Origin of the sequence: Streptomyces sp. G45 (assembly GCF_049542095.1) — a bacterium.
Taxonomy (GTDB): Bacteria; Actinomycetota; Actinomycetes; order Streptomycetales; family Streptomycetaceae; genus Streptomyces.
The window spans coordinates 6842785-6867060 of sequence record NZ_JBMUZU010000001.1 but is presented as its reverse complement, the minus strand read 5'-3'; the positions used below and the strand labels follow the sequence as shown (position 1 = coordinate 6867060).

General features: G+C 73.0%; 20 protein-coding genes and 6 pseudogenes. 6 read left to right on the top strand and 20 right to left on the bottom strand.

Annotation, left to right across the window (positions count from 1 at the left end; translation table 11 throughout):
* Positions 1-128: 128 nt before the first annotated feature.
* The 7 genes and pseudogenes from trpM to hisI all read right to left on the bottom strand — a co-directional run bounded on the left by trpM (position 129) and on the right by hisI (position 4689).
* On the bottom strand, positions 129-284 hold the full coding sequence (gene trpM / locus ACOBQU_RS29045; protein WP_423631008.1) for a tryptophan biosynthesis modulator TrpM: 156 nt from the start codon (positions 282-284) through the stop codon (positions 129-131).
* A gap of 8 nt (positions 285-292) precedes the next feature.
* Complete coding sequence (gene trpC / locus ACOBQU_RS29040; protein WP_423631006.1) at positions 293-1102, bottom strand: indole-3-glycerol phosphate synthase TrpC; 810 nt, start codon at positions 1100-1102, stop codon at positions 293-295.
* 159 nt (positions 1103-1261) lie between these two features.
* Positions 1262-1693: a DUF2752 domain-containing protein gene (locus tag ACOBQU_RS29035; protein WP_423631004.1), complete on the bottom strand. Its 432-nt coding sequence runs from the start codon at positions 1691-1693 to the stop codon at positions 1262-1264.
* A gap of 103 nt (positions 1694-1796) precedes the next feature.
* Positions 1797-2024, bottom strand: a complete 228-nt coding sequence (locus ACOBQU_RS29030; protein ID WP_423631002.1) for an HGxxPAAW family protein — start codon at positions 2022-2024, stop codon at positions 1797-1799.
* 128 nt (positions 2025-2152) lie between these two features.
* Positions 2153-2811: pseudogene (locus tag ACOBQU_RS29025) on the bottom strand (TIGR02234 family membrane protein).
* Positions 2812-2818: 7 nt separating this feature from the next.
* A pseudogene (locus ACOBQU_RS29020) lies at positions 2819-4314 on the bottom strand (anthranilate synthase component I).
* A gap of 9 nt (positions 4315-4323) precedes the next feature.
* Complete coding sequence (hisI, locus tag ACOBQU_RS29015) at positions 4324-4689, bottom strand: phosphoribosyl-AMP cyclohydrolase (protein ID WP_423631000.1); 366 nt, start codon at positions 4687-4689, stop codon at positions 4324-4326.
* Positions 4690-4772: 83 nt separating this feature from the next.
* On the opposite strand from hisI, the gene ACOBQU_RS29010 reads away from it, so the two are divergent.
* Positions 4773-5408 (top strand): TIGR03085 family metal-binding protein, encoded by a 636-nt coding sequence (locus ACOBQU_RS29010; RefSeq protein ID WP_423630998.1) that lies wholly within the window; start codon positions 4773-4775, stop codon positions 5406-5408.
* Between the two features lie 368 nt (positions 5409-5776).
* Here the strand turns inward: ACOBQU_RS29010 and hisF are convergent.
* From hisF to hisD, 8 genes and pseudogenes are all read right to left on the bottom strand, one after another.
* Positions 5777-6530, bottom strand: a pseudogene (hisF, locus tag ACOBQU_RS29005) (imidazole glycerol phosphate synthase subunit HisF).
* A complete protein-coding gene (locus tag ACOBQU_RS29000) occupies positions 6527-6934 on the bottom strand; it encodes a RidA family protein (RefSeq protein ID WP_423630997.1) in 408 nt (135 codons plus the stop codon). Before ACOBQU_RS29000 ends, hisF begins: the two are co-directional and overlap by 4 nt.
* The gene (gene priA / locus ACOBQU_RS28995) at positions 6931-7692 is read right to left on the bottom strand and encodes a bifunctional 1-(5-phosphoribosyl)-5-((5-phosphoribosylamino)methylideneamino)imidazole-4-carboxamide isomerase/phosphoribosylanthranilate isomerase PriA (protein WP_423630995.1); all 762 of its coding nucleotides are present in this window, start codon (positions 7690-7692) and stop codon (positions 6931-6933) included. The genes ACOBQU_RS29000 and priA overlap by 4 nt, the downstream gene beginning before the upstream one ends.
* Positions 7692-8342, bottom strand: coding sequence for an imidazole glycerol phosphate synthase subunit HisH (gene hisH, locus ACOBQU_RS28990; protein WP_423630993.1), 651 nt, complete (start codon positions 8340-8342; stop codon positions 7692-7694). The genes priA and hisH overlap by 1 nt, the downstream gene beginning before the upstream one ends.
* Entirely contained in the window at positions 8333-8497 is a 165-nt protein-coding gene (locus tag ACOBQU_RS28985; protein WP_423630991.1) for a hypothetical protein, read from the bottom strand. The genes hisH and ACOBQU_RS28985 overlap by 10 nt, the downstream gene beginning before the upstream one ends.
* Before the next feature lie 2 nt (positions 8498-8499).
* Positions 8500-9093: an imidazoleglycerol-phosphate dehydratase HisB gene (gene hisB, locus ACOBQU_RS28980; RefSeq protein ID WP_423630989.1), complete on the bottom strand. Its 594-nt coding sequence runs from the start codon at positions 9091-9093 to the stop codon at positions 8500-8502.
* Positions 9090-10202 carry a histidinol-phosphate transaminase gene (locus ACOBQU_RS28975; RefSeq protein WP_423630987.1) on the bottom strand — a complete coding sequence of 371 codons (1113 nt, stop codon included), beginning with the start codon at positions 10200-10202 and terminating at the stop codon, positions 9090-9092. The genes hisB and ACOBQU_RS28975 overlap by 4 nt, the downstream gene beginning before the upstream one ends.
* Positions 10199-11521: a histidinol dehydrogenase gene (gene hisD, locus ACOBQU_RS28970; protein WP_423630985.1), complete on the bottom strand. Its 1323-nt coding sequence runs from the start codon at positions 11519-11521 to the stop codon at positions 10199-10201. The genes ACOBQU_RS28975 and hisD overlap by 4 nt, the downstream gene beginning before the upstream one ends.
* 314 nt (positions 11522-11835) lie before the next feature.
* Here hisD and ACOBQU_RS28965 point away from each other — a divergent pair, with 314 nt between their 5' ends.
* The 4 genes and pseudogenes from ACOBQU_RS28965 to ybaK all read left to right on the top strand — a co-directional run bounded on the left by ACOBQU_RS28965 (position 11836) and on the right by ybaK (position 15912).
* Positions 11836-13350 (top strand): oxidoreductase, encoded by a 1515-nt coding sequence (locus ACOBQU_RS28965; protein ID WP_423634776.1) that lies wholly within the window; start codon positions 11836-11838, stop codon positions 13348-13350.
* Positions 13351-13622: 272 nt separating this feature from the next.
* On the top strand, positions 13623-14639 hold the full coding sequence (locus ACOBQU_RS28960) for a hypothetical protein (RefSeq protein ID WP_423630984.1): 1017 nt from the start codon (positions 13623-13625) through the stop codon (positions 14637-14639).
* 11 nt (positions 14640-14650) lie between these two features.
* A complete protein-coding gene (locus ACOBQU_RS28955) occupies positions 14651-15391 on the top strand; it encodes an LON peptidase substrate-binding domain-containing protein (RefSeq protein ID WP_423630982.1) in 741 nt (246 codons plus the stop codon).
* A gap of 22 nt (positions 15392-15413) precedes the next feature.
* A pseudogene (gene ybaK / locus ACOBQU_RS28950) lies at positions 15414-15912 on the top strand (Cys-tRNA(Pro) deacylase).
* A 253-nt stretch (positions 15913-16165) separates the two neighbouring features.
* Here ybaK and ACOBQU_RS28945 read toward each other — a convergent pair.
* The 4 genes and pseudogenes from ACOBQU_RS28945 to ACOBQU_RS28930 all read right to left on the bottom strand — a co-directional run bounded on the left by ACOBQU_RS28945 (position 16166) and on the right by ACOBQU_RS28930 (position 20090).
* Positions 16166-16831 (bottom strand): DUF2567 domain-containing protein, encoded by a 666-nt coding sequence (locus tag ACOBQU_RS28945; protein WP_423630980.1) that lies wholly within the window; start codon positions 16829-16831, stop codon positions 16166-16168.
* 73 nt (positions 16832-16904) lie between these two features.
* Positions 16905-17711, bottom strand: a complete 807-nt coding sequence (locus tag ACOBQU_RS28940; protein WP_423634774.1) for an ABC transporter permease — start codon at positions 17709-17711, stop codon at positions 16905-16907.
* A 74-nt stretch (positions 17712-17785) separates the two neighbouring features.
* The gene (locus ACOBQU_RS28935; protein ID WP_423630978.1) at positions 17786-18823 is read right to left on the bottom strand and encodes an ABC transporter ATP-binding protein; all 1038 of its coding nucleotides are present in this window, start codon (positions 18821-18823) and stop codon (positions 17786-17788) included.
* A gap of 50 nt (positions 18824-18873) precedes the next feature.
* Positions 18874-20090, bottom strand: a pseudogene (locus ACOBQU_RS28930) (NYN domain-containing protein).
* A 305-nt stretch (positions 20091-20395) separates the two neighbouring features.
* Here ACOBQU_RS28930 and ACOBQU_RS28925 point away from each other — a divergent pair.
* Positions 20396-20575 (top strand): hypothetical protein, encoded by a 180-nt coding sequence (locus ACOBQU_RS28925; RefSeq protein ID WP_423630976.1) that lies wholly within the window; start codon positions 20396-20398, stop codon positions 20573-20575.
* 76 nt (positions 20576-20651) lie between these two features.
* Here the strand turns inward: ACOBQU_RS28925 and dnaE are convergent.
* A pseudogene (dnaE, locus tag ACOBQU_RS28920) lies at positions 20652-24187 on the bottom strand (DNA polymerase III subunit alpha).
* Between the last annotated feature and the right edge of the window lie 89 nt (positions 24188-24276).

The window sequence follows — 24276 nt, the reverse complement described above, 5'->3', positions numbered from 1 at the left end:
CGCGGCGGATACCTTCCACCGCCCCCTGGTTTCGGGAAGGGGCGGGCTTGGGGAAGTTCCATCCGCCGCGACGGCGAGCAACCCCCGCGAACCGGCCCGGCGGTGCCGAGCCGTCCGCAAGCACAGGGTCAGGGACGCGCGCCGCAGGGACGCCATCGCATCCCGTTCACCTGACCGGGCTCGTCCCCGATGACATACCGCACCCGCCGCCCGCGCACCCGCCGCGCGGGCGCCCGGCAGCCGCGCGGGCGGCAGCCGGGAGCGAGGCGGGCGGCGATGGGCATGGCGGCGGTCAGCTCCGCCCGTGCCGCAGGGCCGGGTGCTCCCCGGCCGCGACGAGGTCGGACACGGCGGCCCTGGGGTCGCGCCCGGTGACCAGGGACTCGCCCACGAGCACCGCGTCGGCGCCCGCGTTGGCGTACGCGATCAGGTCGTGCGGGCCGCGCACGCCGGACTCGGCGACCTTCACCACGGAGTCGGGCAGCTCGGGCGCGACGCGCTCGAAGGTGGCGCGGTCGACCTTGAGGGTCTTCAGGTTGCGCGCGTTGACCCCGATGACCCGGGCGCCCGCGTCGAGGGCGCGCTCGGCCTCCTCCTCGTCGTGGACCTCCACGAGCGGGGTCAGGCCGATGGACTCGGCGCGCTCGATCAGCGACTCCAGGGCGGGCTGGTCCAGGGCCGCGACGATCAGCAGGGCGAGGTCGGCGCCGTACGCGCGGGCCTCCCACAGCTGGTACGAGGTGACGATGAAGTCCTTGCGAAGGACCGGGATGTCGACCTTGGCGCGCACGGCCTCCAGGTCGGCGAGGGAGCCGCCGAAGCGGCGCTGCTCGGTGAGCACGGAGATGACGGCGGCGCCGCCCGCCTCGTAGTCGGCGGCGAGGCCCGCCGGGTCGGCGATCGCGGCGAGCGCGCCCTTGGACGGGCTGGAGCGCTTGACCTCGCAGATGACCTTGACGCCGTCGCCGCGGAGGGCGGCCGCGCCGTCCCGGGCCGCCGGTGCCTTCGCCGCGCGCTCCTTGAGCTCGTCGAGGCTGACGCGCGCCTGCCGCTCCGCGAGGTCGGCACGGACTCCGTCGATGATCTCGTCGAGCACACTCACGCGAGCGGCCCCCTTCCCTGCAAAACGATGGTCACTGCGATGGTATCCGCAGCGGGGCGTAGGCCCCGCATCCGGTTGACGGCGATCCCACGACCCGGACGCCCGCCAGGGTCGCCGGACCCCGCTGACGGGGCGCTGACCGGCCGCCGCCGCACGGGCCTAGGGGTGCAGCCAGGACCCGAACGGCAGGTTGCGTACGAGGGTGAACAGCGCGACCAGCGCGCCCAGGGCCCACAGCTGGCCGCGCCCGAGGTCGAGCCGCGGGGGCCTGCCGCGGGCGGCCCGCACGGCCCACAGCGTCCAGAGCACCGCGAAGACGCCGTAGCCGACGACGGCGAGGGCGTTGGCGCCGAGGGCCCCGGCGAGGTCGCCGTGGGCGACGGCGTGGGCGCTGCGCAGCCCGCCGCAGCCGGGGCAGTAGACGCCCGTGTAGTACAGCAGCGGGCAGGCCGGGTAGTGGCCGGGCTCGTTCGGGTCGACCGCGGCGACGTACGCGAAGGCGGCGGCGACCGCGCCGAGCAGGGCGAACGGCACTGCCAGGCGGCGCAGCGCGGGGCGCGAGCCCTTGGCGGTCTCCGGTTCGGCGTTCACCAGCGCATTCTCTCCCGTGCCGGGCGCGGGCGCGCCCGTCCGGTACGCCGATGGGGCGCGCGGAACGGGTCCGGGCGCCCCATCGGCGTACGACAGGAGTCGGTCAGCTCTCGGACTGGACCACCCGGTGCGGCTGGGGCTTCTGGCCGAGGCCCGCGAGGCGCATGGCGCCGCCCACGACCGCGCCGACGAGGGTGAGCCCGATACCGGCCCAGAAGCCGACCGGGTTGCTCATCACCATGAAGGCCCCCGCGACGCAGAAACCGATGAAGGCGATGATGACACCGGTCCACGCGGCCGGGGTGTGTCCGTGTCCGTGGCTTCCCGCCATGACTTGCTCCTCGTTAGCTGTGCGTGTGGACGCGTGTGGGTTGACGCTGTCGTCCATTGTCCCGTACGCCGGGGTGTGCGATGAGACCGGGGCCCGCGATGATCGCGCCGACCGGGGTCCCGTGGCGGCTATGCCTCGCGAGTGGGGTCCTCGCCGCGGTCGATGGCCTTCCACAGCTCCTCGGGGCGGTCCGGGTCCGGGGCGCGCCGCGCGGCCCGGGGGCGGGGGCGCCGTCGCGCTCGTACCGGCCGGACATCGCGGGCCAGGCGCGGCCGCAGACCAGCGCGAGCAGCCCGGCGGCGAGCAGCAGCGCGCCCGCGGCGGCGGCCGCGTAGGGCCAGCCGGTGTGGCTCAGCTCGGCGACCTGGGAGGCGGCGTCGCCGGACGCGGTGGCGGCCTTCTCGTCGAGCGCGCCGCTGTCCCTGGCGCCGACGAGCGCGGCGACGGCGATGCCGACGCCGCTCAGCGCGAGCAGCAGGGAGACCAGGACGCGGCCGGTGCGGCGCACGGCGAAGACGGCGACGAGCGCGGCGAGGCCCACTATCGCGAGGGCCGCGGGCACGCCGGTGACGTCGCTGCCCTTGGCGGTCAGCGGGAAGTCGCCGCCCGCCACGGCCGCGGTGCCGTGGGCCCAGGACTGCCGGGAGGCGAGCAGCGCGAGGGCCGCGCCCGCGGCGCCGAGCAGCAGCGCGGCGGCGAGGCTGCGCCGTCCGCCGCGCGCGGGGCGGCTCGCGACAGCCGGGGGCGCGCTGTCGGAACGTGGCGTCGGTACTGCTGCAGAAGTCACCCGTCCACTATCCCTCACGGCTCGCGGGGCCGTGCAGGCGGTGGGCGGTATGGATGGCGCGCAGCACGGCGGCGGCCTTGTTGCGGCACTCGGTGTCCTCGGCGACCGGGTCGGAGTCGGCGACGACACCCGCTCCGGCCTGCACGTACGCGGTGCCGTCGCGCAGCAGGGCGGTGCGGATGGCGATGGCGGTGTCGGAGTCGCCCGCGAAGTCCAGGTAGCCGACGCAGCCGCCGTACAGGCCGCGCCGGGACGGCTCCAGCTCGTCGATGATCTGCATGGCGCGGGGCTTGGGGGCGCCGGAGAGGGTGCCCGCGGGGAAGCAGGCGGTGAGCACGTCGAAGGCGGTGCGGCCCTCGGCGACCCGTCCGGTGACGGTCGACACAATGTGCATGACGTGGGAGTACTTCTCGATGGACATGAAGTCCACGACCTCCACGGAGCCCGGCTCGCAGACCCGGCCGAGGTCGTTGCGGCCCAGGTCGACGAGCATCAGGTGCTCGGCGCGCTCCTTGGGGTCGGCGAGGAGTTCCTCGGCGAGCGCCTGGTCCTGCTGGGGGTGGCGCCGCGCGGCCGGGTCCCGGCGATGGGGTGCACCAGGGCGCGCCCGTCCTCGACCTTGACGAGCGCCTCGGGCGACGAGCCGACGACGTCGAATCCGTCGAAGCGGAAGAGGTACATGTACGGCGACGGGTTGGTGGCCCGCAGCACCCGGTACACGTCGAGGGCGCTCGCCCGGCACGGCGTCTCGAACCGCTGCGAGGGCACCACCTGGAAGGCCTCGCCCGCGCGGATGCGCTCCTTGATGTCCTCGACGGCCGCCTGGTACTCGGGGCCGCCCCAGCGGGCGGTGAACTCGGGCAGCTCGGAGGGCGGGAGGGCGGCCGGGGGCTGGGCGACCGGCCGCGACAGGTCGGCCTCCATGGCGTCGAGCCGGGCCACGGCGTCGGCGTACGCCTCGTCGACGCCGGTGTCGAGGTCGTTGTGGTTGATGGCGTTGGCGATGAGCAGGACCGAGCCGTCCCAGTGGTCGAGGACGGCGAGGTCGCTGGTGAGCAGCATGGTCAGCTCGGGCAGCGCCAGGTCGTCGACGTCGCCGGGGCCGATCTTCTCCAGGCGGCGCACGATGTCGTAGCCGAGGTAGCCGACCATGCCGCCGGTGAAGGGCGGCAGGCCCTCCTGGTGGGGCGTGTGCAGGGCCTCGATGGTGGCGCGCAGCGCGGCCAGCGGGTCGCCGGAGGTGGGGACGCCGACGGGCGGGGCGCCCAGCCAGTGGGCCGCGCCGTCGCGCACGGTCAGGGTGGCGGCGCTGCGGACGCCCACGAACGAGTACCGGGACCAGGAGCGGCCGTTGTCCGCCGATTCGAGCAGGAACGTGCCGGGGCGCTCGGCGGCGAGCTTGCGGTAGAGCCCGACCGGGGTGTCGCCGTCCGCGAGGAGCCTGCGGCTGACGGGGATCACGCGGCGGTCGGTCGCGAGCTTGCGGAAGGTCTCCAGATCCATGGGCCGACCCTACTGGCCGAGGGGGAGCGCGTCGGCGTCGAAGCAGGTGCGGGTGCCGGTGTGGCAGGCGGGGCCGACCTGGTCGACCTTCACGAGGACGGTGTCCGCGTCGCAGTCCAGGGCGACGGACTTCACGTACTGGTAGTGGCCCGACGTGTCGCCCTTGACCCAGTACTCCTGCCTGCTGCGCGACCAGTACGTGCAGCGCCCGGTGGTCAGGGTGCGGTGCAGGGCCTCGTCGTCCATCCAGCCGAGCATCAGCACCTCGCCGGTGTCGTACTGCTGGGCGACGGCGGGGACGAGTCCGTCGGCGCCGCGCTTGAGGCGGGCGGCGATCTGCGGGTCGAGGCTGCTGGGCGGCGGCGTGCTGGTCATGTCGGCCATTGTGCCGCGCCCGTGCGGTCCGTCCGCCGGACGTCCACTGTGCGGACCGGATCCCCGGTCGTACGCTGGCTGGCATGTCGACCCATGCCAAGCGTGAACGACTCCTCCTCGCTGACCTCCTGGAAGCGGCGGGGCCGGACGCGCCGACCCTCTGCGACGGCTGGACCACCCGCGACCTCGCCGCCCACGTGGTGGTCCGCGAGCGCCGCGCGGACGCGGCGGGCGGAATCCTGATCAAGCAGCTGGCGTCGCGCCTTGAGCGGGTGCAGGCGGAGTTCGCCGCGAAGCCGTACGACGAGCTGATCCAGCTCATCCGCACGGGGCCGCCGCGGTTCTCCCCCTTCCACCTCAAGCAGGTCGACGAGGCGTCGAACGCCGTCGAGTTCTACGTCCACGCGGAGGACGTGCGCCGCGCCCAGGCGGACTGGACGCCGCGCGAGCTGGACCCGGTGTTCTCCGAGGCCCTGTGGTCCCGCCTGGAGCGGATGGCCCGCGTCCTCGGGCGCAAGGCCCCCGTGGGCCTGGTCCTGCGCCGCCCCGACGGCCAGACGGCGGTCGCCCACCGGGGTGCCCCGGTCGTCACGGTCACCGGGGAGCCGTCCGAACTCCTCATGTTCGCCTTCGGCCGCCAGGAGGTGGCGGACGTCGCCCTGGACGGCGACAAGGAGGCGGTGGCCAAACTCCTGGAAACCCCCCAGCTGGGCCTCTGACTCCCGCCCCTCTCCCCCACCCACCTCATCGGCGCTCCGCGCCTCGTCCTCAAACGCCGGACGGGCTGGAACGTGCGTTGCTCGCCGTCGTCGACTGACCGTGATCCACCGCTACCGCGGCGGATTTCCCCACCCGCCCGCCCCCTCCGGGGCGGGTGGGCTGCCTCGCTGTCCCGTCCAGCACCCGAGGACGAGCCGCAACGCGACCGATCCAGCCCGCCCGGCGTTTGAGGGCGAGCGCGCAGCGCGAAGGATTAGCCCGTCCGGCGTTTGAGGACGAGGCCGCCAGGCCGATGAACGGGGGTGCCAGGGGGCGACAGCCCCATGGTTTCGGGAAAGGGGCGGGCCTGGGGCGCCCCCCGCGAGGGCTAGCGCACCGCGTGTCCCGCCCCCCTCAGCGCCCCCTTGACCTCCCCGATCCGCAGATCCCCGAAGTGGAAGACGGATGCCGCGAGCACGGCATCCGCACCCGCGGCGACGGCGGGCACGAAGTGCTCAAGCCGCCCCGCACCCCCGACGCGATGACGGGAACCGAGACGTGCTTGCGGACGGCGGAGATCATCTCCAGGTCGTAGCCGTCCTTCGTGCCGTCCGCGTCCATGGAGTTGAGCAGGATCTCCCCGCCCCCAGCTCGGCGGCCCGGTGAGCCCACTCGACGGCGTCGATCCCGGCGGAGCGGCGACCGCCGTGGGTGGTGACCTCGAAGGCCCCGGACCCGGTGCGGCGCGCGTCCACCGACAGGACCAGGACCTGCCGCCCGAAGCGCTCGGCGATCTCGCGGATGAGGTCCGGCCGGGCGATCGCGGCGGTGTTCACGCCGACCTTGTCGGCCCCGGCCCGCAGCAGCTTGTCCACGTCGTCGGCGGTGCGCACCCCACCGCCGACGGTGAGCGGGATGAAGACCTGCTCGGCGGTGCGCCGCACCACGTCGTACGTGGTCTCGCGGTCGCCGGAGGACGCGGTGATGTCCAGGAACGTCAGCTCGTCGGCGCCTTCGGCGTCGTACACCTTGGCCATCTCGACGGGGTCGCCCGCGTCGCGCAGGTTCTGGAAGTTGACGCCCTTGACGACCCGGCCGTTGTCCACGTCCAGGCAGGGGATGACTCGGACCGCCAGGGTCACGATGGGGCTCCTCGGGAAGCTTCTCGGAATGCTTCTAGCTCGACCTCGACCAGGATGCGCGGGTCGACGAACCCGTCGACGATCACGAGCGTGCTGACGGGGCGCACGGAGTCGAAGACCTCCCAGTGCGCCCGGCCCACGTCGTCGACGTCCCGCGCGTGGGTCAGGTACATGCGGGTGCGGATCACGGAGTCGGCGGTCAGGCCGAACTCGGCGAGCGCGTCCAGGGCGTTGCGGAAGGCGACCCGCGCCTGTTCGTAGGGGTCGCCCTCGCCGTACAGGACCGGGCCCTTGAAGGCCGTGGTGCCGCCGACGAGGACCCGGTCGCCCGCCGCCACGGCGCGTGCGAAACCGAAGGCGTCCTCCCAGGGGCTGCCGCTCTGCACACGCCGTACGTCGCTCATGACGCCACTGCCCCCACTGCCTCCAGTGCCTCTTCCAGCGTGAACGCCTTCGCGTACAGCGCCTTGCCGACGATGGCGCCCTCGACGCCCCGCGGCACCAGCGCGGCGATGGCGCGCAGGTCGTCCAGGGAGGAGACGCCGCCGGAGGCGACGACCGGGCGGTCGGTGGCCACGCAGACGTTCTCCAGCAGCTCCAGGTTCGGGCCCTGGAGGGTGCCGTCCTTGGCGATGTCGGTGACCACGTAGCGCGCGCAGCCCTCGGCGTTGAGGCGCTCCAGGGTCTCGTACAGGTCGCCGCCGTCGCGGGTCCAGCCGCGGCCGCGCAGCGTGGTGCCGCGCACGTCGAGGCCGACGGCGATCTTGTCGCCGTGCTCGGCGATGGCCTTGGCGACCCACTCGGGGGTCTCCAGGGCGGCCGTGCCGAGGTTGACGCGGGTGCAGCCGGTGGCGAGGGCGGCGGCGAGGGTCTCGTCGTCGCGGATGCCGCCGGACAGCTCCACCTTGATGTCCATGGCCCGGGTGACCTCGGCGACCAGGGCGCGGTTGTCGCCGGTGCCGAACGCGGCGTCCAGGTCGACCAGGTGCAGCCACTCGGCGCCCGCCCGCTGCCAGGCGAGGGCGGCCTCCAGCGGGGAGCCGTAGGAGGTCTCGGTGCCGGACTCGCCGTGCACGAGCCGGACGGCCTGCCCGTCGCGGACGTCGACGGCGGGGAGGAGTTCGAGCTTCGGGGCCGTGCGGGGGGCCGTGTCAGGGGCCATCAGAGGGTTCCGATCCAGTTCTTCAGCAGCTGCGCTCCGGCGTCGCCGGACTTCTCGGGGTGGAACTGCGTGGCCCACAGGGCGCCGTTCTCCACTGCCGCCACGAAGGGCTCGCCGTGCGTGGCCCAGGTGACCTTGGGGGCGCGCATCGCCGGGTTCGCGGTCTCCAGGGTCCAGTCGTGGACGGCGTACGAGTGCACGAAGTAGTAGCGCTCGTCGGCGTCCAGGCCCCGGAACAGCTCGGAGCCCTCCGGGGCGTCGACGGTGTTCCAGCCCATGTGGGGCACGACCTCGGCCTTCAGGGGCGCGACCGTGCCGGGCCACTCGTCCAGGCCCTCGGTCTCGACGCCGTGCTCGATGCCGCGCTCGAACAGGATCTGCATGCCGACGCAGATGCCCATGACGGGGCGCCCGCCGGACAGGCGGCGGCCGACGACCCAGTCGCCGCGGGCCGCGCGCAGCCCCTTCATGCAGGCGGCGAAGGCGCCGACGCCGGGCACGAGCAGGCCGTCGGCGTTCATCGCCGTGTCGTAGTCACGGGTGATCTCGACGTCGGCGCCCGCGCGGGCGAGGGCGCGCTCGGCGGAGCGGACGTTCCCGAAGCCGTAGTCGAAGACCACGACCTTCTTCGGAGCGGAGGTCAATTCCACACCTCCAGGCGCAGGACGCCCGCGAGGAGGCACATCCCGGCGCCGATGGACAGCAGGGTGATGAGGCTCTTGGACTGCTTCTGCTTGGCGAAGGAGTACACACCGCCGAGGAGGAAGAGCCCGACGAAGATCAGCAGGGTGGAGACGCCGTTCATGGCTACAGGGCGCCCTTCGTGGAGGGGAGGATTCCGGCGGCGCGCGGGTCGCGCTCGGACGCGTACCTGAGCGCCCGGGCGAGGGCCTTGAACTGGCACTCGACGACGTGGTGGGCGTTGCGCCCGTACGGCACGTGGACGTGCAGGGCGACCTGGGCCTGGGCGACGAAGGACTCCAGGATGTGCCGGGTCATCGTGGTGTCGTACGCGCCGATCATCGGCGCCAGGTTCTCCGGCTCGGTGTGCACCAGGTACGGGCGGCCGGAGAGGTCGACGGTGACCTGGGCGAGGGATTCGTCGAGCGGGACCGTGCAGTTGCCGAAGCGGTAGATGCCCACCTTGTCGCCGAGGGCCTGCTTGAAGGCGGCGCCGAGCGCGAGGGCGGTGTCCTCGATGGTGTGGTGGGAGTCGATGTGCAGGTCGCCGTCGGTCTTGACGGTGAGGTCGAACAGGCCGTGGCGGCCGAGCTGGTCGAGCATGTGGTCGTAGAAGCCGACCCCGGTCGACACGTCGACCTTCCCGGTGCCGTCGAGGTCGATCTCGACGAGGACCGAGGTCTCCTTGGTGGTCCGTTCGACACGGCCTACGCGGCTCATGCGTTTCGCTCCTTCTTCAGTCCGCGCACCGCATCGAGGAACGCGTCGTTTTCTGCGGGGGTGCCCGCGGTGACCCGCAGCCACCCGGGTACCCCGTTGTCCCGGACGAGGACGCCCCGGTCGAGGATGTCGCGCCAGGCCCGGTGGGCGTCGTCGAAGCGCCCGAACTGGACGAAGTTGGCGTCCGACTCGGTCACCTCGAAGCCGAGGGCGCGCAGCTCGGCCACCAGGCGGTCCCGCTCGGCCTTGAGCTGCTCGACGTAGCCCAGGAGCGTGTCGGTGTGCTCCAGGGCGGCGAGCGCGGTGGCCTGCGTGACGGCCGACAGGTGGTAGGGCAGGCGCACCAGCTGCACGGCGTCCACGACCGCCGGGGCGGCGGCCAGGTAGCCGAGGCGCAGGCCCGCGGCGCCGAAGGCCTTGGACATGGTGCGCGAGATCACCAGGTGCGGCCGTCCCTGAAGGAGGGGCAGCAGCGAGTCGCCGTGGCTGAACTCCACGTACGCCTCGTCGACCACGACGATCGACGGTCCGGCGGCCTGCGCGGCGTCGTACAGGGCGAGGACGGTCTCGCGCGGCACGGCGTTGCCCGTGGGGTTGTTGGGCGTGGTGAGGAAGACGACGTTCGGCCGGTTCTCGGCGATGGCGCGCGCGGCGGCGTCGGCGTCGATCGTGAAGTCGTCGCGCCGCGGCCCGGAGATCCAGCCGGTGCCGGTGCCGCGGGCGATCAGGGCGTGCATCGAGTACGAGGGCTCGAAGCCGATCGCGGTGCGGCCGGGGCCGCCGAAGGTCTGGAGCAGCTGCTGGATGATCTCGTTGGAGCCGTTGGCGGCCCACACCTGGGCGCGGGTGACCTCGTGGCCGCCGGTGCGGGTGAGGTAGCGCGCGAGCTGGGTGCGCAGCTCGACCGCGTCCCGGTCGGGGTAGCGGTTCAGGCCCCGGGCGGCCTCGCGGACGCGCTCGGCGATGCGCTCGACCAGGGGCTCGGGCAGCGGGTAGGGGTTCTCGTTGGTGTTCAGGCGGACGGGGACGTCGAGCTGGGGCGCGCCGTAGGGGGACTTGCCGCGCAGCTCGTCCCGTACGGGGAGGTCGTCGATGGTCACGTCGCTCACTGGCCGGGCACCTTCCCGCCGAACCTCACCTTGACGGCCGCGCCGTGCGCGGGCAGGTCCTCGGCCTCGGCGAGCGTCACCACGTGGTGGGCGACCTCGGCGAGGGCGTCCTTCGTGTAGTCCACGATGTGGATGCCGCGCAGGAAGGACTGCACGGAGAGCCCGGACGAATGGCAGGCGCAGCCGCCGGTGGGCAGCACGTGGTTGGAGCCCGCGCAGTAGTCGCCGAGGGAGACCGGCGCCCAGGGACCGACGAAGATCGCGCCCGCGTTCCTGACCCGGTCGGCGACGGCGGCGGCGTCGGCGGTCTGGATCTCCAGGTGCTCGGCGCCGTACGCGTCGACGACGCGCAGGCCCGCCTCCAGGCCGTCGACGAGGACGATCGCGGACTGGCGGCCGCTGAGCGCGGGCACGATGCGGTCCTCGACGTGCTTGGTGGCGGCGACCTGCGGCTCCAGCTCCTTGGCGACCGCGTCGGCGAGCGCCACGGAGTCGGTGACCAGGACGGCGGCGGCCAGCGGGTCGTGCTCGGCCTGGCTGATCAGGTCGGCGGCGATGTGCGCCGGGTCGGCGGTGTCGTCGGCGAGGACCGCGATCTCGGTGGGGCCCGCTTCGGTGTCGATGCCGATGCGGCCGGTGAAGTAGCGCTTGGCGGCGGCGACCCAGATGTTGCCGGGGCCGGTGACCATGTTCGCCGGGGCGCACTCCTCGGTGCCGTACGCGAACATGGCGACGGCCTGGGCGCCGCCGACGGCGTACACCTCGTCGATGCCGAGGAGGGCGCAGGCGGCGAGGATCGTCGGGTGCGGCAGGCCGCCGAACTCCTTCTGCGGCGGGGAGGCGAGGGCCATGGAGGCCACGCCCGCCTCCTGCGCGGGCACCGCGTTCATGATCACGGAGGAGGGGTAGACGGACCGGCCACCCGGCGCGTACAGGCCGACGCGGTCCACCGGCACCCACTTCTCGGTGACCGAGCCGCCGGGCACGACCTGCGTGGTGTGGGGGGCGCGGCGCTGGGCGCGGTGGACGGTGCGGGCGCGGCGGATGGACTCCTCCAGGGCCGCGCGCACGGCCTCGTCGAGCCCCGCCAGGGCCTCGGTGAGCGCCTCGGCGGGCACCCGGACCCGCTCCAGGCGCACGCCGTCGAACTTCTCCGCGTACTCGATCAGCGCCGCGTCGCCGCGATGATGCACGTCTTCGCAGATGGGCCGCACCTTCTCCAGGGCGGCCGCGACGTCGAAGTCGGCACGGGGCAGCAGGGCGCGCAGGGCGGAGCCCTCGGGGAGGGCGTCGCCGCGCAGATCGATTCGAGAGATCACATGGCCAATTCTCGCAGACGGCCGTCGGCGGCCGGTCGGCCGTATCAGTGAGTGATACGCGGTGAGTGATACGGGACGGGCCGGGCCCCGGCCGCCCGGCGCATCCGGCGGAGGCTCGGGTTCCGGCGGCTGGCGGGGCGGCCCCGGATGTACGGAAGCCCCGCTCACCACTAGCGTTCAGGCGGTCACGGAGCGGGCATGAACAGGTGTACGAGACACGCGCACCTCAGGGGACGTACGGGAGGACGACGGCTGTGGTCGACGACACCGGCATCGGGGAGCCGCCGGACGGGCTGACCGCCGCGGAGATCGGCATGTGGCAGGCGTTCCGCAACGGCACGACCTACGACCTCAGATCGGGCGACGCGGTCGCGGACGACCCGCACGGCGCGCACCCCTGGGGGCCCGAGCGCAGCGTGCGGGCCCGCATCGTGTGCTGGCTGCTGCTCGACGGGCCGCCCGCGCTCGCCGGGCGGGTGTCGGCGCTGAAGCTCGCGGGGGTGCAGATCACCGGCGTCCTGGACCTGGCGGGCGGCACGGTGGTGCCGTACACGGAGCTGAAGGGCTGCCGCTTCGAGAAGGAGGTCCTGCTGCCGGAGGCCCGGTTCACCACGCTGCGCCTGGTGGACTGCTCCATCCCGCGCCTGGAGGCGGCCCGGGTGCACACCGAGGGCGACCTGCACCTGCCGCGCTGCCGGGTGCACAACGGCATGCGCCTGACCGACGCCCACATCGGCACCGACCTGCTGCTCAACCAGGCCGTGGTCTACCGCGACCGGCGCGGCCGCTCGATCATGGGCGACGGCCTGTCGGTCGGCCAGGACCTCCAGGCGGAGATGCTGGAGTCGCACGGCGAGCTGAGCCTGCGCGGCGCGAAGGTCGGCGTCAGCCTGAGCCTGCGCGGCAGCCGCCTGTCCAACCCGTACGGCTACCGCGCCCTGAACGCCCCGCAGCTCACCGTCGAGCGCACGCTGTACCTGACGCCCGCCGGGGTCGGCAACCCGCCGCAGACCAGCGGCTCCACGCCCGCCCGCGGCACCCGTGTGCAGCGCTTCGAGTGCCGCGGCGGCATCCGCCTCGACGACGGCCGCTTCGGCGACGCGGTGGACTTCGGCCAGGCCCGCTTCACCCTGCGGAACGACCAGGAGCTGTCGCTGCGCCGCGTCCAGACGCCCGAGCTGCGCTTCCTCGGCGAGGCTCCGCAGCACGGCAAGGTCGTCCTGTCCGGCGCGCGGATCGTCAACCTGATGGACCGGGCGTCGAGCTGGCCCGGCCCCGGCGGCCTCCAGATGGGCGGCTTCACCTACGAGAACCTGATCCCGCAGGGCGCCTTCCCGCTCTCCCGGCGCCTGGAGTGGGTGGTGGCGGCCACCGCCGAGTACAACCCGGAGCCGTACGAGAAGCTGGCCGCCGTGCTGCGCGCGGGGGGCGAGGACGCGGACGCCCGCGAGGTGCTGCTGGCCAAGCAGCGGCGGCGGCGCGAGACGCTGCCCTTCGCGGCCAAGCTGTGGGGGTACGCCCAGGACTGGACCGTGGCGTACGGGTATCGGCCCGGGCGGGCCGCGCTGTGGATGGCGGTGCTGTGGGCCGCCAGTGCCATCGCCTTCTCGCGCGCCGACCACCCGCCCCTCAAGGAGGGGGAGCACCCCAACTGGAACCCCTCCCTGTTCGCCCTCGACCTGCTGCTGCCCGTTATCGACCTCGGCCAGGACAGCTACTGGCAGCTGCGCGGGGGCTGGCAGTGGCTCGCGGCGGCGCTGATCCTGCTGGGCTGGGTCCTGGCCACGACGGTCGCGGCGGGCGCGACGCGGCTGCTGCGGCGCAACTGAGCCGGGGGTGCCCTCGCGGGGGGGCGCCCAGACCCGCCCCTTCACCGAAACCATGGGCTGCCGCCCCTGGCACCCCGCCCTCATTGCCGCTTCGCGGCTCGTCCTCACACGCCGGACGGGCCGAAACCCCGCCGCACCGGCAGGATCCCGCCCGGCCCGCGAGGAAAACTTGCCGAACCGTTACCCGGGCCCGCACAACCATCCCCCACCTCCACCCGTCAACACACATCGACCGCACCAGAACACCCACCGGCGCAAAAGGGGGGACCGCCATGCCACTGCTGCGCGCCCTCATCCGCACCGCCCGCATGGTCCGCCACACCCCCCGCCTGGCCGACGGCCTGTCCCCCGACGACGACGTCCTCCTGGACGTGCCGGATGACCGCCTCGCCCCCGCCCTCGTCGCCGCGGGCCGCGGCGACCACGGCCCGGCGGCCAAGCTGCTCGCCACCACCCGCGAGGCCGCCGAGTGGGAGAACCGCGACCGCTACGCCACCCGCCTCGCCGCCTTCGCCCGCTCCCGCGGCGAGTGGTTCGACGACTGGCTCGCCGCCGCCCCGCACGACCCGGACGCGCTGCTCGTCAAGGCCGAGCTGGCGGTCGTGCGCGGCTGGGAGTCCCCGGCCCGCGCCGAGCTGCTGCGCGAGGTGAGCCCGCTGATCAGCGCGGCCGCCGAGGCCGACCCGCGCGACCCGGTGCCGTGGCGCGTCGCGCTCGACCACGCGCGCGGCACCCACGCCTCGCACACGGACTTCGAGGAGCTGTGGGCCCAGGCGGTGCGCCGCTCCTCGTACCACTACGGCTGTCACGCCTCCGCCCTGATGTACCTCTCGGCGGACTGGTACGGCTCGCACGCGGAGTGCTTCGACTTCGCCGAGCGCGCGGCGGCGGACGCGCTGCCCGGGTCGCTGATACAGGCACTGCCGGTGCGCGCCGCGTTCGCGTACCTGACGAGCGACGGCGGGACGCTGCCGCGCGAGCGCCTCGACAAGGCCGCCGACCTGGCGATCGCCCTGTCCGGCGCGTACGGGCCCGCCGACCCCTGGCCCGCGGAGGTCCGCAACCTCCTCGCGTACGTCCTGATCCGCCTGGAGCGGTGGCAGGAGGCCCTGGAGCAGTTCCGTCTGATCGGGCCGTACGCGACGTCGTTCCCCTGGGACCGGATCGCCGACGACCCGCTCGGGCAGTTCCTGGAGCTGCGCGACGGCGTGCGTCTGGAGGTGGCCGCGCGCACCCCGCTGCGGTCCGGGCGCGGGCGCGCGGGCGGCGGGGGTGGCCGCGGCCGTTAGGCTTTCGGCTCGTGACGACCGTCCGGCTCCCGCTCTTCCCGCTCAACTCGGTGCTGTTCCCGGGTCTGGTGCTGCCCCTGAACGTGTTCGAGGAGCGGTATCGCGCCATGATGCGCGAACTGCTCAAGACCCCCGAGGACGAACCGCGGCGGTTCGCCGTGGTGGCGATCCGTGACGGCCAGGAGGTCGCGCCGAGCGCGCCCGGCCTGCCCGACCAGGCGTCCCGGCCCGAGCCGGGGCCCACCGCGGGCTTCGGCGACGACCCGGTGAAGTCCTTCCACGCGGTCGGCTGCGTCGCGGACGCCGCGACCATCCGGGAGCGCGAGGACGGCGGCTTCGAGGTGCTCGCCACCGGCACGACCCGGGTGCGGCTGCGCTCCGTGGACGCCTCCGGCGCCTTCCTGACCGCGGAGCTGGAAGAGCTGGGCGAGGAGCCCGGCGACGAGGCGGGCGCCCTCGCCGAGGGCGTCCTGCGGGCGTTCCGCTCGTACCAGAAGCGCCTGGCCGGGGCCCGGGAGCGCTCACTGACCACCGGCACCGAGCTGCCCGACGACCCGTCGGTGGTGTCGTACCTGGTCGCCGCGGCCGCCGTCCTGGACACGCCCACCAAGCAGCGCCTACTCGAAGCCGCCGACACGGCCTCCCGGCTGCGCGACGAGCTGGAATTGCTGCGCGCCGAGACCGCGATCATCCGTAACCTGCCGTCGTTGCCCGCGACGGAGCTGACGCGCGGCGCGACGAGCCTCAACTGACACATCCCCAGGGGTAGGCGAAGTGGCCAAGAAGCAGAAGAAGTCCCAGGCGGGCGGCACCCCCGCGACGGTCGCCCTGACGAGCGCGGGCACCGAGTTCACCCTCCACGCGTACGAGCACGACCCGTCCCACCCCTCGTACGGCGAGGAGGCGGCCGAGGCGACGGGCGTGTCCCCGACCGCGTCTTCAAGACCCTGGTCGCCGACGTCGACGGCGAGCTGACCGTCGCGGTGGTGCCGGTGGCGGGCACCCTGAACCTGAAGGCCCTGGCCGCGGCGGTCTCCGGCAAGCGCGCGACGATGGCCGACCCGGCCCTGGCCGAGCGCACCACGGGCTATGTCCGCGGCGGCATCTCCCCCCTCGGCCAGCGCAAGAAGCTCCGCACGGTCCTGGACGACTCGGCGTCCACCCACGCCACGGTCTTCGTCTCGGCGGGCCGCCGCGGCCTGGAGGTCGAGCTGTCCCCGCCGACCTCGCCGCCCTCACCAACGCGGTCCTCGCCCCCATCGGACGCGATTGACCCCTCGACGCCACCGCGTTCCTCGACTAGGACCACACCCATGTCGAAGAGAACACGCAAGCGGAAGTGGCGAGTACGCAAATCCAAGGCGAACCACGGCCGCCGACCGGCGTGACGAACATCAAGCCCGTCCGGCAGCCGTCAAGCCCGTCCGGCGTTTGAGGACGAGGCCGAAGGCCGATGAACGGGGGTGCCAGGGGGCGGAGCCCCATGGTTTCGGGGAAGGGGCGGGCCTGGGCGCAACCCGCGAGGGCTACCGCCCCACCGCCCCGTCCTCATAGGCGCCCCCCGCCTCGGGGTCCCGCGGCCCGAACAACGCCGTCAGCACCAGATGCACCACCATCGCGGCGACGGGCCACGCCAGCAGCACCCCCTTGGCCTTCAGCTCCATGGGCGCGTCGAACACGACCCCCCGCCCCACGGACTTCGCGTGGGCGACCACGTCCGTCTCGGGCCCGAGCCACACCCCCACCTTCCAGGCGAGCACCGCCCCGAGCAGCCCGCCCGCGGCGAGCCCCACGACCAGCGGGATGCCGCCCCGGCGCCGCACCAGGAAGACCACGACCGCGCTCAGCAGCCCGAAGCCGAGCCCCAGCAGCGTGAACGTTCCGTCGACGCCGATGGCCTGCTCGCCCTCGTTGTCCTTGAGGTAGACGGCCTCCTCGGAGGCGATGAGCGGCACGCGCGGGGCGAGCCAGAGCCACAGCAGCCCCAGCAGCACCCCGCTGACCGCCACCGCGACGCCGATCACCGCGGCTTCGACGACTTCACGCCTCATGCCGGGACCGTCCTCCTCGTACCCCGTGCCGGGAGCGGGTCCCGACGCCTGCGCGGGTGCCTGCGGTGCCTGCGGTGCCTGCCAGGGGCTGGGCCCGGGCTCGTCGTGCGGTGGTTGGGAGGGTGTCAGCGGTGCGGTCACGCACACATGGTGCCAGCTCCGCCTGAGAACCGCGCCACCGGTCGGCCCGGCACCGCGCGGGCCGGGCACCGCGTCAGCGGACGGCGGCCCGCCGGTAGGCCCAGGTGGCGACGGCGAGCGAGACGACGCCGACGCCCGCGCACACCGCCAGGTCGAGCGCGACCACGCCCCAGTCGGGGTCGGCGGCGAAGGTGCGGGCCAGCGCCTCCACCCCGTACGTGGACGGCAGCAGATCCCGCGCGACCTGGAGGAGTTCCGGCATCCGCGCGGCCGGGAGCACCCCGAGCAGCAGGGCCGCCGACATGCCCATCTGGCCGAGCAGGGTGGCCAGTTCGGGCCGGGGCGCGAGCAGGCCGAGCGCGGCGCCGAGCCCCGCGAGGGCGGCCCCGGCCAGCGGGATCACCGCGACCAGCACCCACAGATGCGTCAGCGGCAGGCCGAACAGGGCGCAGCCGACGACGGCGGTGACGATGGTGCCGGGCACCGTGAAGGACGCGTACGCGGCGGCGGCGCCGAGGACGACGGCGGCGGGCGGCACCGGCAGCGTGGCGTAGTGGTCGAGCCCGCCGGTGCCGCGCAGTTGCCCGAAGTACTGGGCGAGCAGGTTCAGCGCGACGAAGGCGACGACGAGGACGGAGGACCCGGCGACGACGGCGTGCGCCTCGGCGCCGCCGTCCACCACGCCGCGCATCAGGATCATGATCCCGACGGACTGGAAGGTGGCGACGAAGAGCAGCGGGATCCGGGCGACCCGCGCGCGGGAGAGCTGCGCGCGGTAGACGGCCGCGAGGGCGGGCAGCAGACGCGCCCGCGCGCCGAGGGGCGCCGCGACGTCCGCCGCCGCTCCGGGGCCGTCCTCGGCCCGCGCCACGGCTTCCAGGGAAACGGCACTCACCGACGAACCTTCCTGATTGCGTCCACTGCGACCCTCGCGCACGGCGTCCACCGCGGCCGTCACGACTTCACCAGCCCGTCCCCGCCGAGGCCGCCGAGGGCGAGGTACACGTCCTCCAGCGACGGCGTGGCCACCGTGAAGTCGTCCAGCGCGGCGAAGGCGCCCCCGCCGGTGACCGCCGCGACCGCCGCGCGCGCCTCCTCAGGGGCGAGCCGCAGCGTCCAGCGCCGCCCGGACTCGACGGCGGACGAGCGCAGCGCGGCCACCTCCGGCACGTCGACGGGCGCCCGGTCCCGCCACACCAGCTCGACCCGCACCTCGCCCGCGACCCGCTCCTTCAGGCCCGCGGGCGTGTCGCAGGCGATGACCTTGCCGCGGTCGAGGACGGCGACCCGGTCGAGGACGGTCTCGGCCTCGATGACGTTGTGGGTGACGAGCAGCACGGTGGTGCCGCGCTCGGAGCGGCGGCGGTCGACGGCGGCCCACACGGCGCGCCGCGCCACCGGGTCCATCCCGGTGGTGGGCTCGTCGAGGACGAGCAGCTGCCGCTCCCCCACCAGGGCGGTGGCGAAGCAGGCGAGGCGGCGCTGGCCGCCGGAGAGCTTCTTCAGGGGCATGGAGGCGAGCGGGAGCAGGCCCAGCTCCTCCAGGACGGCGTCGCGCTGGGCCCGCGCCAGCGGCACGTCGAGGCCGCGCAGCCGCGCGGTGGTCTCGACGGCGAGGGACACGGTCAGCTCGTCGAGGGCGGTGGACTCCTGCCCCAGGTAGGCCAGGAGCCGGGCGGCCCGCTCGGGGTGGCGCACGATGTCGTGGCCGAGGACCTCGACGCTGCCGCTGTCGGGCCGCATCAGGCCGGTCAGCTGGCGTACGAGGGTGGACTTGCCCGCGCCGTTGGGGCCGAGGAGGCCGAAGATCTCGCCGCGGCGGACCTCGATGCCGATGCCGTCGGAGGCCCGCACCTCGGGGGTGGCTGGCCTGCCGCGCCGGGCGCGGGCCGCGGGGTAGACCTTGACCAGGTCGCGCACCGCGCAGACGGCATCGCTGCCGTGCCCCTGCCGGAGCCCCCCTCGGACTGCCTGTGCCGCGCGCGTACTCACGAAGGACGAGGGTACGGGGTCCGCTGCGCGGCGAGGCGCCCGGGGCGGCCTCACTCCCCCGCGACCGCGTGCTCCGCGGCGGTCCGCACGTCGATTTCGCGCCAGAATCCGGCCCTGATCGCGTACCGGTCGTGCTCGTCGATCTGGTCGTCCTTGTGGGCGAGCAGGCCGAAGCGCGCGGCGTACCGGAGCAGTTCGCCGTCGATGCGGTGCGGGATGCGGGGGTACATCGTGGACAGCTTCTGCAGGCCCTCCTTGTCGGGCAGGCGGGCCATCCAGCGGCGGGCGAAGACCTGGCCGACCTCGTAGGGGTCGCCGCCGACCGTGGTGATGTCCTCCTCGCGGTCGGCCCAGCGCTGCTCGGCCGTGGTGAGCTGGGCGAGCGTGGGCAGCGCGGCGGCGTCCGGGGACTCGGCGGGGGTGCCGGGGCGGTCGACCCAGCCCTTGTCGGAGGACCAGCGCAGCGTGGCGCCCGCCTGGTCCTTGCCGGTCGGGGCCGGGGCGGGGCCGCGCAGCGCGGCGAGGTCCTTGGGGGTGGGGACGCCCTTGGAGGCGCGCTCGCCGTTCTCCTGGGCGCGGGCCGGGGCGCCCGCGTGCGGGGCGGCGGGGGGCTCGGCCGGTTCGGCGGCGGCGGTGAGGGCGGACTCCGGCAGGGGCGCGGAGAGGATCGCGGCGATCTCGGGGCGGGGGCGGGCGGCGGCGCGCAGACCCCGCCCTGCTCCTTGGCGCGTACGGCCTGGGTGATCCAGGCGCGGTCCAGGACGCGCCGCTCGTCGGCCTCGGCGACCAGGTCCTCCGACTGGTTGTAGTCGCCGTCGGCGGCCTGCACGGCCCACAGGTGGACGGCGACGCCGTGCTCCTTGGCGGCCATCATGCCGGGCAGCAGGTCGCCGTCGCCGGTGACGAGCACGATGTCGGAGCAGGCGCGGTTGCGGGCCAGCTCGGTCAGCTCGGCGTGCATGGCGGCGTCCACGCCCTTCTGCGCCCAGCGGCCGTCGCTGCGGGTCAGCGCGCCGAGCCGGACGGTCACCCGGGGCATGACCCGCAGCCTGCGGTGCTCGGGCTGCGGTACGCGGTCGGGGGCGCCGTCGAACCAGTAGATGCGCAGCAGGGGCCGCTGCGTGTCCGACTCGGCGCGCTCGCGCAGCCCCTGGATCAGGGCGGTGTGGTCGACGGTGATCCGGGAGCGGGACGGCTCTCCCGCGAGGAGGCTCGCGGCGGCTCCCAGCAGATACCCGGCGTCCACCAGGACGACGCAGCGGTCCACGCGATCCACCCTCTTTCCCTGGTACGGCTGGTGTGGCTGGTGTGGCTGGCCATGCCCGACAGCGTCCTGCGGGTCCTGCGGATACTCCGAACGGTCCCCACAGGGGTCACTTCGGGTTTGCTTCGAGTCTGCCCGACCTCGCGGAGGTTAACGGCCGGAACTCGATCTTCGGCGTGGCGTATCGGCTCCGTACCCCTCGGTGGCCCGAATTACGCACGGTGATTGCCCGACATGCGACCTTCGTCCGTTCATGTGAGCCTTGTCGGGTCCTGGCCCCCCGATTCCTTCGCAGGAGGAAGATCACCATGGCCAAGAACAAGAACCGCGACCGTAACCAGCAGCAGAAGGGCGCCCAGGCCGCTGAGCGCGGCCGCCAGGAGGCCCAGAAGTCGGCGATGGAGGCGCAGGCCCAGCCCCAGGCGCAGGCCCAGGGCAGCCCGGCGGACGTGGCGCGCAAGCACCAGCGCCGTTTCGGCCACAACTGACGCGGGCTCAGGCACAGCCGAGGGGCGCACCCGGAGTCGGGTGCGCCCCTCGGCCGCGCTGGGTGCCCTCGGGCGGTCAGCCCGCCAGGCAGGACGGGCCGAGCAGCACCTTCAGGTCGCCGAAGAGCGCCGGGTCCGGCTTCACGCGGTGCCGGTCGAGCCGGAGCACGGTCGTCTTCTGCGCCCCCTGGAGCTTGATCCGCACCTCGCTGTTGCCCCGGTGGTGGCTGAGGATCTCGCCGAGGCGCGTGACCATCGGCGGGCTGACCTTGACCGTCGGGATGGTGAGGATCACCGGGGCGTTGGCGCCCGCGTTCGACAGGTCGGGGACCTGCATCTCCATGGCGACGAGCCGGGGACGTCCTCGCGCTTGTCCAGGCGGCCCTTGACGAAGACGACGGCGTCCTCGACGAGCTGGGTGGACACCAGCTGGTAGGTGGCCGGGAAGAACATGCACTCGATCGAACCGGCCAGGTCCTCCACCGTGGCGATGGCCCAGGCGTTGCCCTGCTTGGTCATCTTGCGCTGGAGGCCGGAGATGATGCCGCCGATGGTGACGACCGCGCCGTCGGCGAAGTCCCCGCCGGTCAGCTGTCCGATGCCCGCGTCGGCCTTGTCCGACAGGACGTGCTCAAGGCCGAACAGGGGGTGGTCGGAGACGTACAGGCCGAGCATCTCGCGCTCCTGGGCGAGCAGGTAGGTCTTGTCCCACTCCTCGTCGGAGAACTCGACGTCGAGGCCGAAGCCCGGCTCGTCACCGCCCTCGTCCATGCCGCCGAAGAGGTCGAACTGGCCCTCGGCCTCCTTGCGCTTGACCGCGACCACGTTGTCGATCATGGGTTCGTACTGAGCGGTCAGGCCCTTGCGGGTGTGCCCCATGGTGTCGAAGGCGCCCGCCTTGATCAGGGACTCCGTGGTGCGCTTGTTGCAGGCGGCGGCCTCGACCTTGTCCAGGTAGTCGGGGAAGGAGGCGTACTTCCCCTTGGCCTTGCGGGAGCGGATGATCGCGTCGACCACGTTGGTGCCGACGTTGCGCACCGCTTCGAGGCCGAAGAGGATCACGTCGTCGCCCTGGGCGGCGAAGTTGTGCACGGACTCGTTCACGTTGGGCGGCAGGACCTTGATGCCCATGCGGCGGCATTCGTTCAGATAGACGGCGGACTTGTCCTTGTCGTCCTTGACCGAGGTGAGCAGCGCCGCCATGTACTCGGCCGGGTAGTTCGCCTTCAGGTAGGCGGTCCAGTACGTGACCAGGCCGTACGCGGAGGAGTGGGCCTTGTTGAACGCGTATCCGGCGAACGGGACCAGGACGTCCCACAGGGCCTGGATGGCCTCGTCCGAGTAGCCGTTCTTGCGGGCGCCCGCCTGGAAGATGCCGAAGTTCTTCTCCAGCTCCTCCGGCTTCTTCTTGCCCATCACACGGCGCAGGATGTCGGCCTCGCCGAGCGAGTACCCGGCGATGATCTGGGCGGCCTTCTGCACCTGCTCCTGGTACACGATCAGGCCGTAGGTCAGGCCCAGGGTCTCCTTCAGGGGCTCTTCGAGCTCCGGGTGGATCGGGGTGATCTCCTGGCGGCCGTTCTTCCGCTCCGCGTAGTTGATGTGCGAGTTCATGCCCATCGGGCCCGGGCGGTACAGGGCCGAGACGGCGGAGATGTCCTCGAAGTTGTCAGGCTGCATCTGGCGCAGCAGCGAGCGCATCGGGCCGCCGTCGAACTGGAAGACGCCGAGCGTGTCACCGCGGCAGAGCAGTTCGTACGTCTTGGGGTCGTCGAGGGGGACTTCGAGCAGCTCCAGCTCGATGCCCTTGTTGGCCCGCACCATCTTCAGGGCGTCGTCCATGATGGTGAGGTTGCGCAGGCCGAGGAAGTCCATCTTCAGCAGGCCGAGCGACTCGCACTGCGGATAGTCCCACTGCGTGATGGTCACGCCGTCGGTGTGCCGCACCCAGATCGGAGCGTGCTCGATGATCGGCTCGCTGGACATGATCACGCCCGCGGCGTGCACGCCCATCTGCCGGACCAGGCCCTCGACGCCCTTGGCGGTGTCGATGACCTTCTTCACGTCCGGCTCGTTCTCGTACATCGACCGGACCTCGCCCGCCTCGCTGTAGCGGGGGTGCTCGGGGTTGGTGATGCCGTCCAGGTCGATGCCCTTGCCGAGGACGTCGGCGGGCATGGCCTTGGTGATGCGGTCGCCCATCGCGTACGGGTAGCCGAGGACGCGGGCGGAGTCCTTGATGGCGTTCTTCGCCTTGATCTTGCCGTACGTGCCGATCATGGCGACCTTGTCGGCGCCGTACTTCTCCGTCACGTACCGGATCACCTCGACGCGCCGACGCTCGTCGAAGTCGATGTCGACATCGGGCATGGAGACGCGCTCGGGGTTGAGGAACCGCTCGAAGATCAGGCCGTGCTCGATCGGGTCGAGGTCGGTGATGCCCATCGCGTACGCCACGATCGAACCGGCCGCGGAGCCTCGGCCGGGGCCGACCGCGATGCCGTTGCGCTTGGCCCACATGATGAAGTCGGCGACCACGAGGAAGTAGCCCGGGAACCCCATCTGGATGATGACGTCCATCTCGTACTCCGCCTGCTTCTGGCGGTCGTCCGGGACGCCGTTCGGATAGCGGCGCTCCATGCCGCGGCGGACTTCCTCCTGGAACCAGGTGACCTCGGTGAAGCCCTCCGGGATGTCGAACTTCGGCATGAGGTCGCGCTTCTCGAACATGCCGGTGGTGTCGATCTGCTCGGCCACCAGGAGCGTGTTGCGGCAGCCCTCCTGCCAGGCGTCCGAGGAGTCGATGGCGTACATCTCGTCCGTGGACTTCAGGTAGTAGCCGGTGCCGTCGAACTTGAAGCGGTCGGGGTCGGAGAGGTTCTTGCCGGTCTGGATGCACAGCAGGGCGTCGTGCGCCGTCGCCTCGTGCGCGTACGTGTAGTGCGAGTCGTTGGTGACCAGGGGCGGGATGCCGAGCTTCTTGCCGATCTCCAGGAGGCCGTCGCGGACCCGGCGCTCGATCTCGATGCCGTGGTCCATCAGCTCCAGGAAGTACCGGTCCTTGCCGAAGATGTCCTGGTACTCCGAGGCCGCCTTCAGGGCCTCGTCGTACTGGCCGAGGCGCAGCCGGGTCTGGAGCTCGCCCGAGGGGCAGCCCGTGGAGGCGATCAGGCCCTCGGACCACTGGGAGATGGTCTCCTTGTCCATGCGGGGCCACTTCTGGAGCCAGCCCTCGGCGTACGCGTCGGAGGACAGCTTGAAGAGGTTGTGCAGGCCGGTCTTGTTCGCCGCCCAGATCGTCTTGTGCGTGTAGCCACCGGAGCCGGAGACGTCGTCGCGCTTCTGGTGCGGCTGGCCCCACTGGATCTTGCGCTTGTTCCTCCGGGACTCCGGGGCCACGTACGCCTCGATGCCGATGATCGGCGTGATCCCGGCCTTCTGGGCGCTGTGGAAGAAGTCGTACGCCCCGTGGAGGTTGCCGTGGTCCGACATGGCGATGTGCGTCATCCCCATCTCGTTGCACGCCTTGAACATGTCCTTCAGCCGCGCCGCGCCGTCCAGGAGCGAGTACTGGGTGTGCACGTGCAGGTGCGTGAAGGGCGGCTTCGACACGGCTTGGGCCTCCGACGAGAACGCTGGGCGACAGGCTGGGGACAGTCCGGGGGACAGCGGGGAAGTCTAGTCGGGGCCACTGACAGCCC

What these genes read in the sequence shown, in the direction of transcription:
- trpM (WP_423631008.1), bottom strand. Translation starts at nt 284, where the DNA reads ATGCCCATCGCCGCCCGCCTCGCTCCCGGCTGCCGCCCGCGCGGCTGC.
- ACOBQU_RS29030 (WP_423631002.1), bottom strand. Translation starts at nt 2,024, where the DNA reads ATGGCGGGAAGCCACGGACACGGACACACCCCGGCCGCGTGGACCGGT.
- hisI (WP_423631000.1), bottom strand. Translation starts at nt 4,689, where the DNA reads ATGACCAGCACGCCGCCGCCCAGCAGCCTCGACCCGCAGATCGCCGCC.
- ACOBQU_RS29010 (WP_423630998.1), top strand. Translation starts at nt 4,773, where the DNA reads ATGTCGACCCATGCCAAGCGTGAACGACTCCTCCTCGCTGACCTCCTG.
- ACOBQU_RS29000 (WP_423630997.1), bottom strand. Translation starts at nt 6,934, where the DNA reads ATGAGCGACGTACGGCGTGTGCAGAGCGGCAGCCCCTGGGAGGACGCC.
- priA (WP_423630995.1), bottom strand. Translation starts at nt 7,692, where the DNA reads ATGGCCCCTGACACGGCCCCCCGCACGGCCCCGAAGCTCGAACTCCTC.
- ACOBQU_RS28985 (WP_423630991.1), bottom strand. Translation starts at nt 8,497, where the DNA reads ATGAACGGCGTCTCCACCCTGCTGATCTTCGTCGGGCTCTTCCTCCTC.
- hisB (WP_423630989.1), bottom strand. Translation starts at nt 9,093, where the DNA reads ATGAGCCGCGTAGGCCGTGTCGAACGGACCACCAAGGAGACCTCGGTC.
- ACOBQU_RS28965 (WP_423634776.1), top strand. Translation starts at nt 11,836, where the DNA reads ATGTGGCAGGCGTTCCGCAACGGCACGACCTACGACCTCAGATCGGGC.
- ACOBQU_RS28960 (WP_423630984.1), top strand. Translation starts at nt 13,623, where the DNA reads ATGCCACTGCTGCGCGCCCTCATCCGCACCGCCCGCATGGTCCGCCAC.
- ACOBQU_RS28925 (WP_423630976.1), top strand. Translation starts at nt 20,396, where the DNA reads ATGGCCAAGAACAAGAACCGCGACCGTAACCAGCAGCAGAAGGGCGCC.